The sequence below is a fragment of the Pandoraea bronchicola genome (assembly GCF_902459805.1).
In the GTDB taxonomy this organism is placed as follows: domain Bacteria; phylum Pseudomonadota; class Gammaproteobacteria; order Burkholderiales; family Burkholderiaceae; genus Pandoraea; species Pandoraea bronchicola.
Window position 1 is genome coordinate 532,930 of the sequence record NZ_CABPST010000002.1, and the last position, 14,645, is coordinate 547,574.

At 62.4% G+C, this 14,645-nt stretch carries 15 protein-coding genes and 1 pseudogene; 10 read left to right on the top strand and 6 right to left on the bottom strand.

The window, feature by feature from the left end; all coding sequences use genetic code 11:
- Positions 1-75: 75 nt before the first annotated feature.
- The 6 genes from lysM to PBR20603_RS06565 all read right to left on the bottom strand — a co-directional run bounded on the left by lysM (position 76) and on the right by PBR20603_RS06565 (position 6,236).
- Positions 76-561: a peptidoglycan-binding protein LysM gene (gene lysM / locus PBR20603_RS06540; protein ID WP_150558713.1), complete on the bottom strand. Its 486-nt coding sequence runs from the start codon at positions 559-561 to the stop codon at positions 76-78.
- A gap of 194 nt (positions 562-755) precedes the next feature.
- Entirely contained in the window at positions 756-1,634 is an 879-nt protein-coding gene (locus PBR20603_RS06545; protein WP_150558714.1) for a CDP-alcohol phosphatidyltransferase family protein, read from the bottom strand.
- A 158-nt stretch (positions 1,635-1,792) separates the two neighbouring features.
- Positions 1,793-2,428, bottom strand: coding sequence for a phosphatidylserine decarboxylase (locus PBR20603_RS06550; RefSeq protein ID WP_010806089.1), 636 nt, complete (start codon positions 2,426-2,428; stop codon positions 1,793-1,795).
- Positions 2,429-2,795: 367 nt separating this feature from the next.
- Entirely contained in the window at positions 2,796-3,812 is a 1,017-nt protein-coding gene (gene ilvC / locus PBR20603_RS06555; RefSeq protein ID WP_150558715.1) for a ketol-acid reductoisomerase, read from the bottom strand.
- 79 nt (positions 3,813-3,891) lie between these two features.
- Complete coding sequence (ilvN, locus tag PBR20603_RS06560) at positions 3,892-4,383, bottom strand: acetolactate synthase small subunit (RefSeq protein ID WP_150558716.1); 492 nt, start codon at positions 4,381-4,383, stop codon at positions 3,892-3,894.
- 83 nt (positions 4,384-4,466) lie between these two features.
- Positions 4,467-6,236, bottom strand: a complete 1,770-nt coding sequence (locus PBR20603_RS06565; protein WP_150558717.1) for an acetolactate synthase 3 catalytic subunit — start codon at positions 6,234-6,236, stop codon at positions 4,467-4,469.
- Between the two features lie 448 nt (positions 6,237-6,684).
- Here PBR20603_RS06565 and PBR20603_RS06570 point away from each other — a divergent pair, with 448 nt between their 5' ends.
- The 10 genes and pseudogenes from PBR20603_RS06570 (at position 6,685) to PBR20603_RS06615 (ending at position 14,498) form a co-directional block, all read left to right on the top strand.
- Positions 6,685-7,257 (top strand): RNA polymerase sigma factor, encoded by a 573-nt coding sequence (locus PBR20603_RS06570; RefSeq protein ID WP_042116523.1) that lies wholly within the window; start codon positions 6,685-6,687, stop codon positions 7,255-7,257.
- Positions 7,254-7,682 (top strand): DUF3619 family protein, encoded by a 429-nt coding sequence (locus PBR20603_RS06575; RefSeq protein WP_150558718.1) that lies wholly within the window; start codon positions 7,254-7,256, stop codon positions 7,680-7,682. The genes PBR20603_RS06570 and PBR20603_RS06575 overlap by 4 nt, the downstream gene beginning before the upstream one ends.
- Positions 7,683-7,704: 22 nt before the next feature.
- Positions 7,705-8,553: a DUF3106 domain-containing protein gene (locus PBR20603_RS06580; protein WP_174977799.1), complete on the top strand. Its 849-nt coding sequence runs from the start codon at positions 7,705-7,707 to the stop codon at positions 8,551-8,553.
- Positions 8,554-8,772: 219 nt separating this feature from the next.
- The gene (locus tag PBR20603_RS06585; protein ID WP_150558720.1) at positions 8,773-9,345 is read left to right on the top strand and encodes an RDD family protein; all 573 of its coding nucleotides are present in this window, start codon (positions 8,773-8,775) and stop codon (positions 9,343-9,345) included.
- Positions 9,342-10,298 (top strand): esterase/lipase family protein, encoded by a 957-nt coding sequence (locus PBR20603_RS06590; protein ID WP_150558721.1) that lies wholly within the window; start codon positions 9,342-9,344, stop codon positions 10,296-10,298. The genes PBR20603_RS06585 and PBR20603_RS06590 overlap by 4 nt, the downstream gene beginning before the upstream one ends.
- Before the next feature lie 326 nt (positions 10,299-10,624).
- A pseudogene (locus PBR20603_RS06595) lies at positions 10,625-11,395 on the top strand (UDP-2,3-diacylglucosamine diphosphatase); the annotation flags it as partial.
- A gap of 170 nt (positions 11,396-11,565) precedes the next feature.
- A complete protein-coding gene (locus PBR20603_RS06600; protein ID WP_150558723.1) occupies positions 11,566-12,600 on the top strand; it encodes a glycosyltransferase family 4 protein in 1,035 nt (344 codons plus the stop codon).
- A 38-nt stretch (positions 12,601-12,638) separates the two neighbouring features.
- Positions 12,639-13,073 (top strand): diacylglycerol kinase, encoded by a 435-nt coding sequence (locus PBR20603_RS06605; protein ID WP_150558724.1) that lies wholly within the window; start codon positions 12,639-12,641, stop codon positions 13,071-13,073.
- 141 nt (positions 13,074-13,214) lie between these two features.
- The gene (locus PBR20603_RS06610; protein ID WP_150558725.1) at positions 13,215-13,898 is read left to right on the top strand and encodes a TetR/AcrR family transcriptional regulator; all 684 of its coding nucleotides are present in this window, start codon (positions 13,215-13,217) and stop codon (positions 13,896-13,898) included.
- 3 nt (positions 13,899-13,901) lie between these two features.
- A complete protein-coding gene (locus PBR20603_RS06615; RefSeq protein ID WP_150558726.1) occupies positions 13,902-14,498 on the top strand; it encodes an LOG family protein in 597 nt (198 codons plus the stop codon).
- Positions 14,499-14,645: the final 147 nt, after the last annotated feature.

The window sequence follows — 14,645 nt, forward strand, 5'->3', positions numbered from 1 at the left end:
CGGGCGCCGCGCGCGCTGCACAAACGAAACAGCCCGGCGCAGGGCCGGGCCGAGGTTCCCGAGACGAGCGCAGAATCAGAGTGGCGGAATGCGCAGCACCTGTCCCGGATAGATCTTGTCGGGGCTGGAGAGCATTGGCTTGTTGGCCTCGAAGATCGTGTTGTACTTGTTGGCGTCACCGTAGACCTTTTTCGAGATGGCCGACAGCGTGTCGCCCTTCTCCACCGTGTGATAAGTCGCCTCAGCCGAAGCCGTCGACACCGACATCTTGTCGTCCACCTTCTCGACGCCCTTCACGTTGCCACAACAAAGCAGGATCTTCTCCTTGGTCGCCTGATCGGCGGCCACGCCGAACACCGTCACGGTGCGCGAAGCGCCGTCGAACGTCACGGTCAGACCGGTCGCGTCCAGATTCTGCGTTTTGATGTAGTTCTCGATCGCATCGGCTGCGCCGCGATTGGCTTCGTCCGCATCGGGGCCCGGTGCAGGGGCCTCGCTGGCCTGCGCCTTGTTGCCCAAAAGCGCTTCGCCTGCTTCTTTCACGAAGTCCAGAATGCCCATGATTTCTCCTTCGTCACGTAGAACAACGGAAACGGCGCCGGAACCGGCCGGATTTACCACGACATGCCCGGCGCCAGGGGGTACTTCTGAGCCTGCATTCGCAAGACTACAACATCGCCGTGCAGACTCGCCTGAGAACACTGACAGACAGATGTGACAAGGGGCGTACCGAGACGCCCCTTGTGCCAACTCACTTACTCGTCGACTTCGCCGAAAATGCGCTGCCGGCGGCCCTTGAGGAAGCGGAAGCCCCAGAGCACATAGCCGGAAATGCTGTACAGGCAGAACAGCCCGAAGAGCACCAGCGGCGGATCGGACGACACCAGAATGAAGCCGACCATGAACAGAAGCACCACACCAAACGACACACGCTGGCGCACGTCAAGCGCCTTGCCGCTGTAGAACGGCGCATTCGAGACCATCGACATACCGGCGTAGATCGTCAGACCGAATGCCACCCAAGGCATCCAGAAGACGTTCACCGGCAACTTGTTGTCGATCGTAATCCACACGAAACCGGCAATGAGCGCCGCCGCCGCCGGGCTCGCCAGCCCCTGGAAGAAGCGCTTGTCGACCACGCCGATGTTCGTATTGAAGCGCGCGAGCCGCAAGGCCGCGCCCGCCACGTAGACGAACGCCGCGAGCCAGCCCCACTTGCCGATCTCGTGGAGAATCCATTCGTACATCACCAGCGCCGGCGCGACGCCGAATGAGGTCATGTCCGAGAGCGAATCGTATTGCTCACCGAACGCGCTCTGCGTGTTGGTCATGCGCGCCACGCGCCCGTCCATGCCATCGAGCACCATGGCAAAGAAAATCGCGATAGCGGCCTGCTCGAAGCGGTCGTTCATCGCCTGCACGATCGCAAAGAAGCCGCAGAACAGCGCGGCCGTCGTAAATGCGTTCGGCAGCAGATAGATACCGCGGTTGCGCGGGCGCACCGGCAGATCGTCCTCCACACCCTGGTCGTGGTCTTCGTTCATCGATGGCTCTGCTGATGGATTTTTGTGACGGCCGAATGGCGAGAGATGCCTGACATTGTTGCGCAAGCGGCCGCGATGGTTTTCCGGCATCTGTACCTCCTTAACGATGCTGAGACTGCGGGCGAACCCGCGACGGATCACCGCTATTGGAACGCGAGAAGCGAAAGCAGTTGCAAACCGCGACGCAGCGACGTAAGACTTGACGTCGCGCCGCCGCTCGCGGCCGGAGTTCGGGGTACGGGGTTGGCTTACAGCTCGGCGAGGATCGTCGAGGTGGCCGACACCTTGTCGCCGATCGCCACACGCGGGCGCGAGCCCAGCGGCAGGTACACGTCGACACGCGAGCCGAATCGGATGAAGCCGTAACGCTGACCACGCGAGAGCGTGTCGCCCGGCTTCACATAGCACAGGATGCGGCGTGCGATGAGCCCGGCGACCTGTACGCTCGTCACGATCTGGCCACCCACATCGATCACCAGCGCGTTACGCTCGTTCTCGAGCGATGCCTTGTCGAGATCGGCGTTAAAAAAGCGCCCCGGGAAATATTCCACCTTGGTCACCGTGCCGTCAACCGGGGCACGATTCGAGTGAACATTGAAGACGTTCATGAACACGCTGATCTTCAGCGCTTCACGACCTGCGTAGGGGTCCTGCGTGGTTTCGATGGCCACGATGCGACCATCGGCCGGCGAGAGCACGGCGCCGGCCTGCTGCGGCACCTGACGCGGCGGGTCACGGAAGAACTGCAGAACAAACAGGGCGATCACCCAGAACGGCGCGGCCCAAAACACGCCAGCCATGAAATGCACGACGAGCGCGACGGCGACGGCGATACCCAGGAAGGGCCAGCCCTCGCGGGCAATGATCGGGTGAGGATAATTCATGCGATTGAACTCGCGTCCTTGGTAAAACGGTTGAGTGAGCGGGTCGGCCTGTTTTGGACCAAACCGTGGCGTGGCGGCATTGTAGCAATGCGCGCGGCGCGGCGACACTTTTTCCCCAATCGACACGTTTGCGTCACAAAGGCAAAGCCGAAGCCGGCACACCGCAACCACCCGGGAAGGCCGGGGATTCGGCACCAACACGAAAAGGGCCGTCCGCCTTGCCATAGCCACGGCTACGGCAAAACGGACGGCCCGAAGCAACAGCTCACGCCATGATGCGCGTCATGCGCTCACGCCGCGATGCCGTCCGCCGACGATGCGCGCGCCCGGAAACGCTTGGGCGTACGCAAAGTGCGGCGCGTCGTACTTAGTTCTTCGACTGGTCGACGAGCTTGTTCTTGGCGATCCAAGGCATCATCGCGCGCAGCTTGCCGCCGACTTGCTCGATCTGGTGCTCGGCCGTGATACGACGGCGCGAGATCAGGGTCGGAGCGCCAGCCTTGTTTTCCAGGATGAACGACTTGGCGTACTCACCCGTCTGGATGTCGGTCAGGCACTGCTTCATCGCCTTCTTCGTCTCTTCCGTCACGACGCGCGGGCCGGTGACGTACTCACCATACTCGGCGTTGTTCGAGATCGAGTAGTTCATATTGGCGATGCCGCCTTCGTAGATCAGGTCGACGATCAGCTTGAGTTCGTGCAGGCACTCGAAGTAGGCCATTTCCGGTGCATAACCGGCTTCGACCAGCGTTTCGAAACCGGCCTTGATCAGCTCGACGGTACCGCCGCACAGCACGGCTTGTTCGCCGAACAGGTCGGTTTCGGTCTCTTCGCGGAAGTTCGTTTCGATGATGCCCGCACGGCCGCCGCCGTTAGCCGCAGCGTACGACAGCGCGATGTCGCGAGCCGCGCCCGACTTGTCTTGTGCCACGGCGATCAGGTGGGGCACGCCGCCGCCTTGCGAGTACGTCGAGCGCACCGTGTGGCCCGGGGCCTTCGGGGCGATCATGATGACGTCGAGGTCAGCACGCGGGATCACGCAACCGTAGTGCACGTTGAAGCCGTGCGCGAAGGCCAGTGCAGCGCCTTCCTTGATGTTGGCGTGCACGTCGTTCTTGTACACGTCGCCGATCTGCTCGTCCGGCAGCAGCATCATGACGATGTCGGCCGACTTCACGGCTTCTGCCACTTCCTTGGTGTTCAGGCCGGCGTTGACCGCCTTGTTCCACGAAGCGCCGTTCTTGCGCAGACCGACCGTCACGTTCACGCCGCTGTCCTTCAGGTTTTGCGCGTGGGCGTGGCCTTGCGAGCCGTAACCGATGATCGTGACTTGCTTGCCCTTGATGAGGGAGAGGTCGGCGTCTTTGTCGTAGAAAACTTTCATTTGGAATTGTCCCGTAATGCCAAAAAAATAACTGAAATCAGAATGGATCGAAATCCGCTTACCGCGTTGCCGTTGCCGGTCAGACCTTCAGGATGCGCTCACCGCGCCCGATGCCCGAGCCACCGGTACGAACCGTCTCGAGAATCGCCGTACGATCCAGCCCTTCGATAAATGCGTCGAGTTTCGACGAATTTCCGGTGAGCTCGATCGTATAGGTCTTTTCAGTAACGTCAATGATGCGGCCGCGGAAAATATCCGACATCCGCTTCATCTCTTCCCGCTCCTTGCCCACGGCGCGAACCTTGATGAGCATCAGCTCACGCTCGATGTGCGCCCCTTCGGTCAGATCTACCACCTTCACCACTTCGATAAGCCGGTTCAGGTGCTTGGTGATCTGTTCGATGATGTCGTCGGAGCCTGTCGTGACCACCGTCATGCGTGAGAGCGACCGGTCTTCGGTCGGCGCAACGGTGAGCGTCTCGATATTGTAGCCACGCGCCGAGAAAAGGCCGACCACGCGCGACAGCGCACCCGGCTCGTTCTCGATCAAAACAGAAATAATGTGCCTCATGGTGTATCCCGGATTGTCCTAGTGTGGGACGTCGCGCCCGGGCCGGCCTGACTGGCGGCGGCTGAGGGCGCGCGCGCCTCTGTTTACAGATCTTCCGAACCGAGCAGCATCTCGCTGATGCCCTTGCCCGCCTGGACCATCGGCCAGACGTTTTCGGTGGGATCCGTTTGGAAATCCATGAATACCGTACGATCTTTCAGGCGCAACGCCTCGCGCAGTGCCGGCTCGACGTCCGACGACTTCTCGATGCGCATGCCCACGTGACCGTAGGCCTCGGCGAGCTTCACGAAGTCCGGCAGCGCGTCCATGTACGAACTGGAGTAACGCTTGCTGTATTCGATCTGCTGCCACTGGCGAACCATACCCAGATAGCGATTGTTGAGCGACAGAATCTTGATCGGCGTGCGGTATTGCAGACACGTCGAGAGTTCCTGAATGCACATCTGAATCGAGCCTTCGCCGGTGATGCACGCCACTTCGGCATCCGGGTGCGCCATCTTCACGCCCATGGCCGCCGGCAGGCCGAAGCCCATCGTGCCCAGACCGCCCGAGTTGATCCAGCGGCGCGGCTTGTTGAAGCGATAGTATTGCGCAGCCCACATCTGGTGCTGACCGACGTCCGAGCACACGAAGGCTTCGCCGTCCGTGAGCTTCCAGTAAGTCTCGACCACATGTTGCGGCTTGATGATCTCGCTCTTGCGATCGAAGGCGAGGCAATCGCGCGAACGCCACGCCTCGATCTGCTTCCACCAGTCGGCCAGCGCCGCGGTGTCCGGGCCATGCTCGGCCGTCTGCAGATTGTCGATCATCTCGCGCAGCACTTCCTTCACATCGCCGACGATCGGAATGTCGACCTTCACCCGCTTCGAAATCGACGATGGGTCGATGTCGACGTGGATGATCTTGCGCGCAGTCGAGGAGAAGTGTTCCGGATTACCGATCACGCGGTCGTCAAAGCGCGCGCCGATGGCGATGAGCACGTCGCAGTGCTGCATGGCCATGTTGGCTTCGTACGTGCCGTGCATGCCGAGCATGCCGAGGAACTTGGGATCGCTCGCGCGATACCCGCCCAGGCCCATGAGCGTGTTGGTCACCGGATAGCCGAGCAAGTCGCAGAACTGATTCAGTTCCTTCGATGCATCGGCCAGAATGATGCCGCCGCCGGTGTAGATATACGGACGCTTGGCCGAGAGCAGCAGGCTCATCGCCTTGCGGATCTGGCCCGAGTGGCCCTTCGTGACCGGATTATACGAGCGCAGCGACACCGACTTCGGATACTCGAAACGGCAGCGCGCCTTGGACACGTCCTTCGGAATATCGACCAGCACCGGACCCGGACGGCCCGTCTTCGCGATATAGAAGGCTTTCTTGATGGTAGCGGCGAGATCGCGCACGTCCTTCACGAGGAAGTTGTGCTTGACGCACGGACGCGTGATACCGACCGTGTCGCACTCCTGGAAGGCGTCCTGGCCGATCGCGGCCGTAGGCACCTGCCCGGTGATGATGACGAGCGGGATCGAATCCATGTACGCCGTGGCAATACCGGTGACCGCATTGGTCACGCCGGGGCCAGACGTCACAAGGCACACGCCGACTTTGTCGGTGGAACGCGAATAAGCGTCGGCCGCGTGTACGGCTGCCTGCTCATGGCGCACCAGAATGTGCTGGATCTTGTCCTGCTTGTAGAGTTCGTCGTAGATGTAGAGAACCGAACCGCCGGGATAACCCCACAGATGTTCGACCCCTTCTTCCTGAAGCGAGCGCACGAGAATCTCGGCGCCAATCATGTCTTCGGAAGTGTTTTGGTGGCGTGTAGCTTCCGCCTCGGAGAATTCCGCGCTTGGCATGTTCATCGTCGACCTTTCAAAGTTTCGGCAAAAATTTTGATCGGGTGCTCTCCCCGCGAACTTTTGGTTCGGGCTCAAGCTGCGCGTCTGAATGATGGACACCCCGGATAGGCGTGCCGATATTGAGACAATCACAGATATTGCGAACTGGCAACCTTACCGGTTCGCAGCAAAATGGTCAAGCGAGTTTATGCATTTGCAGCATGATTGCGAAGTGAGGCTCACACCATTCGCATATCGCCCACTACACCGCCCTACGCTGGTGCACAATCTTCACACGATAGGAACCTGGCGGGTCCAATACCGTCGCCGGGCAACACAACCGGGAGCAAAAGCGGTTACAGCGAAGCGCGTTTTTGGTAGCATCCGCTCCGACTACGCGATTTTTACGTAATCTTTACGCTTACACGGCATTTCACAGGCGCAGCGGTAGACGCTGCGTGTACCCCACCGGATGGCATCTGACAAGGAACTGGCGGATTTTCTCGCGAGCATTGAACGGCGCGCCTTCAAGCAGGCCGTCTATGCCGTTCGCGACGACGAGGCCGCCCTCGATATCGTTCAGGATGCGATGATCCGCCTGGCCGAGAAATACGGCGACAAGCCGCCGGCCGACCTGCCGCTGCTGTTCACGCGCATCCTCCAGAACACGATTCACGACTATTTCCGTCGGCAAAAGGTGCGCAACACCTGGGTCACGCTATTCTCGAATCTCGCCGGCCCCGGCGACGACGAACGCGACGACTTCGACCCGTTGGAAACCTTACTGGGCGAGGACGGGTCTGTGCAGACCGAGAGCAGCGAAGACTCTGTTTCGCGTGCCGAAATCCTCTCCATCATCGAGACGGAAATACAGAAACTACCGACACGTCAACGAGAAGCCTTCCTCATGCGTTACTGGGAAGACATGGACGTTGCCGAGACCGCCGCAACGATGGGGTGTTCGGAAGGCAGCGTCAAGACGCACTGTTCGCGTGCTACACACGCGTTGGCGCAGGCGTTGAAGGCAAAAGGGATCAGGTTATGAGTCACGATCTGGAAACGAGGGAAATCCGCTTCGCAAATCGCGTGCGGCGTGCGTTGGACGAAGCGTCCGACACACCGTCGCCGAATATCGCGGCCCGGCTGGCCGCCGCTCGCCGGGAGGCGCTCGCCCGTAAAAAGCCGGAACCGGTCGCCGTTGTGCAACCGGCGCTGGTGCTCGCGGGTGTGGGAGCCGTGCAAACGCCGGACATCGGCGGGCCGCGGCGCGCATTCGACAAGTTGGGCCGTCTGGGCCTGTTGTGGCCGCTCGCCGCGCTGGTGATCGGCCTGGCGGGTATCGCGTACTGGGAACATCAGCAGCACATTCAGGACCTGGCAGATATCGATGCTGCCGTATTGAGCGACGAACTGCCGCTGTCGGCCTATGCCGACCACGGTTTCAACGCGTATCTGAAGCGTGCCCAGTAGTTCCCCCACTCAAGCCCCCCCAGTGACGCGACGCAACGTACTTCTTCTGGTCGCCGCGCTAATCGTGGCCGCGCTTGCCGGCACGGCAGCGCTGCGCCGCTCGCAAGCGCCGGAACCGGTGTCCGACGCGCCGCCGCTCATCTCCGGCAGCGCTGGCGCCGGCACGGCCAGTGCACCGGTGGGCAGTGCGACGACCGATGCCGCGACAGCGAGCAGCGCGCCGGCGGCCGCCGTTGCATCACCGGGCGGACTCTGGGCCAAGCTCACGCCGAGCCAGCAGGACGCCCTCTCCCCGCTCGCGCAGAACTGGAATCGCATGAGCGACCGTCAGCGCGAGAAGTGGATCGAAATCGCCAAGCGCTTTCACACGCTGTCGCCCGAAGGGCGCAAGCGTCTGCACGACCGTATGGCGGACTGGGTCGGCCTGACGCCCGAACAGCGCCGGTTGGCGCGCGAGAGCTACCAGAACGCCAAGACGCTGCCGCCCGAGCGTAAAGCGCAAGTGTGGCAGCAGTACCAGCAGCTCACCGAAGAGCAGAAGAAGCGCCTCGCTGCCGATGATAAGAAGCAAGCCAACCGTCCCAACGTGGTCAGCGCACCGCCGTCGGGCCGCCCTGGCGTGAAGAACCCGTATGCCGCCGTGCATCGCAAGGACACCGGCACAACGACCAAGAACGGCGCATTGCCGGCCCCGGCAACCTCGCCTGCGTCTACCCCGGCGGCTGCACAGCCGATGCCGGCCTCCTCGGCACCGTCGACGGCTGCCTCGGCGCCTGCCGGCGCCAGCACGGGCACGGCGGGCGCGGGTGCGGCGAACAGCGACAAGAACGGCGACGCGGTCTTCAACGCCGAGATCTATCACCACAACTGACGCTCCCCGTCAGTCGACGTCACACCGTCACGGCCGCCCTCGGGCGGCCGTTTGCATTCCCGCGTCCGGCGGACCAGCAGGCGTTGGCTGGCCCCTCGGCCCATTCTTGCGCATAATGAGCGGCACATGGCTCGATGTGCGCCGCCGCGAAATGCCCCGCATTGACGCGTTAGCGCGGCGCCGGGCCTCAGACAAAAAGCGATCCCAGACCACGCCGCGATGACCGACTCTGCCGCCCAGCCCGCCACGCCGCCTCGCTCGACCGATTCCGCCGCATCGCCGCGCACGCCCTGCGTCGCAGAGCCGGGCGGCTACGCCGTGCCAACGCTGCGACGCCGCCTGCTCTCAATGGTCTACGAATCGCTGCTGCTCTTCGGCGTGCTGTTTCTCGCTGGGTACCTTTTCAGTGCCCTGACCCAGCAGCGCAGCGGTCTGATGTATCGCCACGCGATGCAAACCTGGCTGTTCCTCGTGCTTGGCGCGTATTTCGTCTGGTTCTGGACCCATGGCGGCCAGACATTGGCGATGAAGACCTGGAAGATTCGCCTGGTCGATGCGCAGGGCCAGCCGGTGCGTGCTGGCCGTGCCGTCCTGCGATATGCGCTCGCCTGGCTGTGGGTGCTCCCCGCTATGGCGCTCGACTGGGCACTCGGCCTCACGGGCTGGAACAGTGTCGCGTTGCTCGCCAGTTGGGTTGTACTCTGGGCGCTGGCCATGCGCGTGATGCCGGATCACCAGTTCGTTCACGATCGGCTCGCCGGCACGCGGCTCGTCAGCGTGCTCGGCAAATGACCACGCCACCACCGATCGATCGTCCAGTGCCGCGAGCCTCACGACCGCATCTGATCTACGGCGGCGTCGAAGTCGCGCTGTCGATTGTCGTCGCCAGCGCCACTTGGGCCGCTTGGCACAGTCCATGGACGACCGTGCTCTGGACACTGCTGTGGCTGCCCGTATCTCACGCGATCGGCCTGGCCGCCGGCTTCATCATGGCCGCGCACGGCGACCCGACACCCGAGCGGCGCACCCCTGCGGGCACAAATGTCGCTGTCTGGGCGTACGAATGTGCGGCATCGATTCTGTTGCTCGACCTCTATCAGCCCTGGCGTAGCGCCGCCCCGTTGCCCGCCCCCAGCGGCCCGGCACGTCCCGTTGCGGTGCTTCTGCTGCATGGCTATGGTTGCAACCGCGCCTTCTGGCTGCGTTTTTCACACCATCTGGCGGATGCCGGCTACCCTTGCGACGCCATCAACCTCGGTCCGCTCTTCGGTGACATCGACGGCTATGCCAGCCACATCGCAAACGCCGCACGAGCCCTTGCTGAACGCACGCGGCTCCCCGTCGTCATCGTGGGTCACAGTATGGGCGGACTCGCCGCGCGCGCCTGCCTGCAACGCTATCCGACCCTGCCTGTCGCCCACACCATCACGCTCGGCTCGCCGCATTCCGGCACTTTGCATGCGCGCCACGGCATCGGCCAGAACGTACGCCAGATGAGCATCGGCAGTGAGTGGCTCGCCGAGCTCGCGCGACGTGAGACGGACACCGAACGCGCTCGCATCACGTCGATTTATTCATTCCACGACAACGTCGTCTATCCGGTGAGCACTTCGGTGCTGCCCGGCGCCCACAACATCGCATTGGACCGGCTCGGTCACGTGTCGCTCGGCACGCACCCGCGCGCACGTGCGCTGGTGCTCGAAACGCTCGAGCGCGTAGCGCAAGGCTTGCGGCCCAACGTCTGACGCGAACGTCGCCGGCGCGCGAGCGCGTCCGGCGGTGTCGTATCGCCGCGACGTCTCAAGACACTTTCGCGACACGCGAATGACTGTCATCGTCCCTTCATGAAGCCGTGGCGCAATGCACGCATGTTCAACGCGATGTGCGAGCCGCTATGACGACAACACCCACCTTCGAGTTGCCGATCTCAACGCCAGCGGCTCGCACCGGTCACTTCGCAGATACCCCGCCGGGACGCCCCGCCGCCCCGCCCCCCAGCCCTCCCGCCGCCCCACCCTCCACGATCGATCTGCCGTCCGATCCGCTCGACCCGCCCCCCGAAGGCATCACCCGCTACCGCACCATCTGGCTCTCGGACATCCACCTCGGCACACAAGGCTGCCAGGCGGAATACCTGCTCGACTTCCTGCGGCACCACGAATCGGACTACCTGTATCTGGTCGGCGACATCATCGACGGCTGGCACCTGCGCAAAGGCTGGCACTGGCCGCAGGCGCACAACGACGTCGTGCAGAAGATGCTGCGCCGCGCGCGCAAGGGCACGCAGGTGATCTACGTCCCTGGCAACCACGACGAAGCGGCCCGTCAATTCTGCGGGCTGGCGTTTGGCGACATTGCGGTGCGCGACGAGGCGTTTCACACCACGCTCTCCGGCAAACGCCTGTGGATCACACACGGCGATCTGTTCGACGGCGTGATTCAGCACGCCAAGTGGCTCGCGTATCTGGGCGATTCGCTCTACACGCTCACCTTGCTGCTCAATCGTTGGTTCAACCGTGTGCGCACCCGCTTTGGCTTTCCTTACTGGTCGTTGTCGCAGTACCTGAAGCATCAGGTGAAGAACGCGGTGAACTTCATTTCCGCCTTCGAAAATGTCATGGCGGATGAAGCGCGCCGCCGCGGTTGCGACGGTGTCGTGTGCGGTCACATTCACAAGCCCGAGATTCGCGAGATCGACGGTCTGCTCTACTGCAACGACGGCGACTGGGTCGAGAGTCTTTCGGCGCTCGTCGAGACGACCGAAGGCGAGTTGCGCATCATTTACTGGACACAAAAGCGCAGTGCGCGGGCCAGCGTGAAGACCATGCCGGTCAGCGCTTGATCAGCCCCGGGCGATGCCTGCCCTCCCAGACCCCGTGATCGCCGCCATTCACGCGAAACCGGTTCGATAACCCTGCGCGCACGCACGGCAGAGCACTGCCGCACGTGCGCCCCCCTCACGCGCAGTTGCGCGTGTCACCGATGCGCACCCTGTGCGCGATGGAGCGCCCGATGAAAATCATGATCATCACCGACGCCTGGGATCCGCAAATCAACGGCGTGGTCCGCACGTTGAAGAACACGCGCGCTCAGTTGGAAGCTGCCGGCCATCGTGTCGAGCTGCTCACGCCGCAGGAATTCCGCACGATACCGTGCCCGACCTATCCGGAAATCCGCCTTGCGTTCTTCGCCAGCGGCCGCGTGTCGCGCCGCATCGAGGAATTCGGACCGGACGCCGTTCACATCGCCACCGAAGGCCCGCTCGGCATGGCTGCGCGCAAATGGGCGATACGTAACGACTTCCCGTTCACGACGGCGTACCACACGCGCTTCCCCGAGTATGTGCAGGCGCGCTTCGGCTTTCCGCTCGCCACGACCTATCGCTTCCTGCGCTGGTTCCACAAGCCGTCGCGCGCCGTGATGGCACCCACGCCCGTGGTCAAGCGCGATCTCGAAGCGAACGGCTTCGGGAACGTGGTGCTGTGGACCCGCGGGGTCGACCTCGACATCTTCCGTGTGCAGGACGCACATGTGCTAAATTCAGCACATCCGATTTTCCTCTACGTGGGGCGCGTTGCCGTGGAGAAGAACATCGAAGCGTTCCTGAAACTGGATCTGCCGGGCTCGAAGTGGGTCGCAGGTGAAGGCCCGCAACTGGCCGAACTCCGCTCGCGCTACCCCGACGTGAATTATCTTGGCATGCTCTCCCAGCCTGAGCTCGCGAAAGTCTACGCATCGGCTGACGTGTTCGTCTTCCCGAGCCGCACCGATACGTTTGGGCTGGTGCTGCTCGAAGCGATGGCCTGCGGCCTGCCGGTAGCGGCCTACCCGGTGACCGGTCCGATCGATGTGCTCGACGGCTGTGCCGAAGGCGATGCGGGCGCCCTGCGAGAGGATTTGCGCGAGGCCTGCCTCGATGCGCTCAAAGTCTCGCGGGCGAGTGCGCGGGCCTGGGCCGAGCGGTTCTCGTGGCAGGCAGCCTCGGAAGAGTTTGTCTCGCATCTGCATCCGCGCAAGCCCGAGCCGTCGCTCGCGCCCGCGATCTGATCTACCTCCAGAGCCCGTTGCGGCGAGGAACCTGACGCTTGTTCATCGATCACCCGCCGCCACGCGACAAACAACCGAATCCGTACAAGGGCAACCGGGGTGTCATGCGCGCCTGGCGCGCCCTGAAGTACTCCCTGTCCGGCTTCAAGTTTGCCGTGTTCGAAGAGAGCGCATTCCGGCAGGAACTGGCGCTCGCCGCCATCCTCCTGCCGGCGGCCATCTTCCTGCCTGTCACGGCCGTCGAGCGCGTGCTGCTCATCGGTTCGGTCCTGCTCGTGCTGATCATCGAGCTGGTCAACTCCAGCATTGAAGCCGCCATCGACCGCATTTCGCTCGAGCGGCACGAACTCTCCAAGCGTGCGAAGGATTTCGGGAGCGCGGCGGTCCTCGTCGCGCTCGGCCTTTGCCTGCTCACCTGGGCCTCGCTCGCGGGCCCCGTCATTGTCGATCTGGTGCGTACAGCCCTTTTCTGATATCGGTCTGAGCCCCCGTTCCCATGTTTGGCAGTACGCGGCTGCCGGGTATAATCGTTCGCCGTATACCTGACATTCAACTGACAGAAGCAAGCGGAGAACCTCCTTCGCCGAGCTTGCCGCTAACCGGGGCCGACAGACATGGAAGCAAAGCCGCCACGCCGTACCCGCGAACGAATTCTTGAGGTGTCGCTACGACTCTTCAACGAAATCGGCGAACCGAACGTAACGACCACCACGATTGCCGAGGAGATGAAAATCAGCCCCGGCAATCTCTACTATCACTTCCGCAACAAAGACGACATCATCAACAGCATCTTCGCGCAGTTCGAGGAGGAAATCGAACGCCGATTGCGACTGCCTGACGATCACAAACCGGACCTTGAAGAAGTCGGGACATACTTGGAGTACATGTCCGAATTTCTGTGGCGTTTCCGTTTTCTCTATCGCGACCTGAACGATCTGCTTTCGCGCAATCGCACGCTTGAGATGCACTTCAAGCAGATCGTTGGCCACAAGAAACGTTTTGCACGTGAAATGTGCGACCTGCTCGTGGCCGATGGCGAAATGGAAATTTCACCCGAGGAAATCGACGTGGTGACCACTAACATGGTGGTCCTTTCCACGTATTGGCTGTCTTATCAGTTCGTAATGAATCCGCGCAAGTACAACGATCCGGCAGAGATTGGAGCGGGTCTGCACCAAGCCAGCTATCACATCGTTTCGCAAATGGCGCCTTTTCTTAAGGGCAACGCTCGCCAACTCTACGACCAGATGGCGCAGAAGGCGGCCGCCGCCAAAGCCGCAATCAAGGGAGCGCAGTAAAGCATGTCGTCGGAAGTCAAATCCATTTGTATTTATTGCGGCGCCGCCACGGGCGTGCGTCCCGCGTATGCCGAGGCTGCGCGTGAGTTGGGCCGTCGTATGGCCGAAGCGGGCATCCGCCTGGTGTACGGCGGTGGCAAGGTCGGGTTGATGGGCATCATTGCCGATGCGGTGCTGGCCCACGGCGGTCAGGTCGTCGGCATCATCCCGCAAGCGCTGATGGACAAGGAAGTCGGCCACACCGGGCTGACGGAATTGCATGTCGTCGAGAACATGCACCAGCGTAAGCAAATGATGGCCGATCTGTCGGATGCCTTCATTGCCATGCCGGGTGGCATTGGCACGTGCGAGGAGCTGTTCGAAGTCTTTACGTGGCTGCAAATCGGCTACCACGCGAAGCCGATCGGCCTGCTCAACGTCGAGCAGTATTACGACCCGCTGATGGTGTTCCTCCAATCGATGGTGACGGAACAGTTTCTCAAAGGCGCGCAACTCGACCAGTTGCAAATCGCCGCGTCTCCCGAGACGCTGCTGGAGACGATGCGACACTTCAAGCCGTCGCAAGTCGATCGCTGGGCGAATCAACGCACGCAGATCTAAGCGCGTCTGCATGATCGCTGCGCGGCACACCTGCGCTGCGCAGCGCCCAAGCCCTCCCCAGCGCCGTCGTGATCCGCCAGACCGGGACGTTTCGCACAGCGCACGCCCGCCTCGTCATTGAACTCCTGCGGCACCCGGCACTCAGAC